The organism is Streptomyces alkaliphilus, assembly GCF_014141535.1.
In the GTDB taxonomy this organism is placed as follows: Bacteria; Actinomycetota; Actinomycetes; order Streptomycetales; family Streptomycetaceae; genus Streptomyces; species Streptomyces alkaliphilus.
Window position 1 is genome coordinate 1 of the sequence record NZ_VKHT01000573.1, and the last position, 3,377, is coordinate 3,377.

The window sequence follows — 3,377 nt, forward strand, 5'->3', positions numbered from 1 at the left end:
GTGCCCCCTCTGTCCGGCCCCTCCGACGGCCCCTTCGACGAGCCCCCCGGCGGTCCCCGGAGCGCCTCCGGCCCCGGTGACCGCCGCACGGCGGGACGATCACTGCTCGACCGGCTGATCGCCTCCTCGCACCGGGAGGACTGCCCGCCCTTCGCCCTCCTGCACCGGCGGACCCCCGGACGAGCGGGCGACCGGGTCGAGGTGTTGACCGGTCCCCTCGTGCGCCCCGAGCGGCTGGCCGAGCTGCCCGTCGGGGATCCGACCGCGGGCGCCTGCGGCGCGCTCGCCCTGCTGCCCTTCCGACAGATCCGTGAGCGGGGTTTCGAGATCACCGACGACGGGACCCCGCTGATCGCCATGGTCCCCGAGGAGCGGGCCGAGGTGCCGGTCCGGGAGGTGACGGCCGCCCTGCCCGCCCACGACGTGCGGGTGCGGGACGGCGGCTTCGACCTCGGGGACGAGGAATACGCCCGGATCGTGGAGCGCGTGGTGCGGGAGGAGATCGGCACCGGCCAGGGCGCGAACTTCGTCGTCCGCCGGAGCTTCCGGGGGACCCTGGGCCCGACCCCGGCGCCCCCCGGACGGAGGGCGGGGCGCACCGACTTCCGGGTCGCCGACGCCCTGGTGCTCTTCCGCCGGCTGTTGGCCGGGGAGCGGGGCGCCTACTGGACCTTCCTGGTGCACACCGGGGATCGCACGCTGGTGGGCGCGAGTCCCGAGGTGCACGTGCGGATGGCCGGCGGCACCGTGGTGATGAACCCGATCAGCGGCACCTACCGCTACCCGCCACAGGGGCCCGATGTCGAGGGCCTGCTGGAGTTCCTGGCCGACCGCAAGGAGAGGGAGGAACTCTCCATGGTGGTGGACGAGGAGCTGAAGATGATGTGCACGGTCGCCGATCGGGGCGGGGTGGTGGTCGGCCCCCGGCTGAAGGAGATGTCCCACCTGGCGCACACCGAGTACGAGTTGCGCGGGCGCACCGGGGCGGACGTGCGGGACGTGCTGCGGCAGACCATGTTCGCGGCCACCGTGACCGGTTCCCCGGTGGAGAACGCCTGCCGGGTGATCAGCCGGTACGAGCACGGGGGGCGGGGCTACTACGCCGGTGCCCTGGCCCTGCTGGGGCACGATCGGTCGGGCACGCAGTCCCTGGACTCACCGATCCTGATCCGGGCCCTGGACATCGCCCCGGACGGCCGGCTGGCCCTGCCGGTGGGCGCGACGCTGGTGCGCGACTCCGACCCGGCGGGCGAGGTCGCCGAGACCCGGGCCAAGGCGGGTGCCGTACTGACCGCGTTGGGGGTGCGGGTCGCGCCGACGACCGGTGACGCGGGCGGATCGGCGGGGACGCCACGACTGGCGGAGGTGCCACGGGTCCAGGCCGCGCTGGCGGCGCGGCGTGCCGACCTGGCGCCGTTCTGGCTGAAGATGCAGCCGGGCCCGGGCCCTCAACCCGACCGGGGCCACGCCCTGGTGGTGGACGGCGAGGACACCTTCACCTCGATGCTCGCGCACCTGTTGCGGGCGGTGGGTCTGACGGTGACCGTCCGCCGCTTCGACTCCCCCGGGCTGCGGGAGGCGGCGCTCGGCCACGAGGGCCCGGTGGTGCTCGGCCCCGGGCCCGGCGACCCCGGGGATCCGCGCGATCCCCGGATCACGCTGCTGCGCGGCCTGGCCGCGGACCTGATCCGCGATCACCGGGGCGGTCTGCTCGGGGTGTGTCTGGGGCACGAGCTGATCGCCGCCGAGCTGGGGCTGGAGATCGTCCGCAGGGCCCAGCCCTTCCAGGGGGCGCAGGAACGGATCGACCTGTTCGGCGCCCCGGAGACCGTGGGCTTCTACAACTCCTACACCGCGCGCTGCGACGACGAGGCCCTCGGCGAACTGGCGCTGCACGGGGTGACGGTCGCCCGGGACACCCGCAACGGCGAGGTGCACGCGCTGCGCGGCCCGGGTTTCGCAGGGGTGCAGTTCCACCCCGAGTCGGTGCTGACCCTCAACGGGCCGCGCATCGTGCGCTCCCTGCTGGACGGCGCGGTGCCGGCACCGGTCGCCCCCGCCGGGCCGGAGGACGTCCGACCCGCCTGAAGCGGGCCGGGGTCGCCCCGATCCCGCCGGCCGTTGCCGCGTCCGATCCGGGAGCGGCCGGCGGGGTCGGGTCCCGGTGCTCAGTCCGCGATCGGTACCGGGAGCCCCGGGGCGACCAGGGTGTTCTCGTTGGTCCGACCGGCGAGGTAGTCCTCGACGTTGCGGACGGTCGCGTCGACGATCTGCCCCACCGCCTCCCGGGTGTAGTACGCCTGGTGCGAGGTGACCAGCACGTTCCCGAAGGTCATCAGGCGGGCCAGGGTGTCGTCGGCCACCACCTCCAGTGACTTGTCCATGAAGAACAGCCCCGCCTCGGCCTCGTAGACGTCCAGGCCCACCCCGGTGAACCGGCCGCGCCGCAGTTCGTCGACGAGGGCGTCGGTGTCGACCAACCCGCCACGGCTGGAGTTCACCAGGATGGCGTCGTCCCGCATGGCCCGCAGCGCCTCCCGGTCGATCAGGTGGTGGGTCTCCGGAAGCAGCGGAACGTGCAGGCTGATGAGGTCGGCCTCGGCGAGCAGACGGGGCAACTCCACGTACTCCATGCCGAGTTCCTCGCACTCGGGGTTGGGGGCGACATCCCACCCCAACAGGCGCATCCCGAAGCCGGCGGCGATCCGGGCGAAGGCCCCGCCGATCTTCCCCGTGCCGATGACCCCGACGGTGGCGCCGTGCATGTCCCGGCCCAACAGACCGTCCAGGCGGAAGTCGAACTCCCGGGTGCGGCGGGCGGCACGCACCACCCGACGGTTGACCGCCATCGCCAGGGTCCAGGCGAACTCGGCGACGGCGTGGGGCGAGTAGTACGACACCCGGGCGACGGTGAGCCCGAGCCGGGACGCGGCGGCCAGGTCGATGTTGTTGAACCCGGTGGCCCGTTGGGCGATCATCCGGGTGCCGCCGGCGGCGAGGGTCTCCAGCACGTCGGCTCCCAGGTCCGCGTTGACGCTGACCGAGATGATCTCGTGGCCCGCCGCGATGGGGGCGGTATCGGCGTTGAGGAAGACGTCCAGGGAGTGCACACGGCGCTCTCCGAATGCCTGCTCGATCAACGGTCGCTCGTCCGCCTGAACGCCGAAGGCGAGGATGGTCACGGTGGTGCGCCTCCTGTTTTCCCGCCGACCGTCGGTCGCGCCGCGGTCGGTCGTTCGATTCCGGCCGTGTTCCGTGGTACCCGGTGCGCGAGGTGGTCGTCCGGACCGTGCGGTGGGTGAACCGACCGGTCGACCGTCCGACGGTACGTCAACGCCCGGGCCGCCGGGCGCGGCCCCCGGTCTCCCGTACCCCTC

The 3,377-nt window shown here is 73.7% G+C and carries 2 protein-coding genes; one reads left to right on the forward strand and one right to left on the reverse strand.

From position 1 onward, the window contains the following. The first annotated feature begins 102 nt into the window (after positions 1-102). The gene (locus FNQ90_RS16855; RefSeq protein WP_228471320.1) at positions 103-2,088 is read left to right on the forward strand and encodes an anthranilate synthase family protein; all 1,986 of its coding nucleotides are present in this window, start codon (positions 103-105) and stop codon (positions 2,086-2,088) included. An 80-nt stretch (positions 2,089-2,168) separates the two neighbouring features. Here FNQ90_RS16855 and FNQ90_RS16860 read toward each other — a convergent pair whose 3' ends face one another. Next, on the reverse strand, positions 2,169-3,182 hold the full coding sequence (locus FNQ90_RS16860; protein WP_182607140.1) for a 2-hydroxyacid dehydrogenase: 1,014 nt from the start codon (positions 3,180-3,182) through the stop codon (positions 2,169-2,171). Between the last annotated feature and the right edge of the window lie 195 nt (positions 3,183-3,377).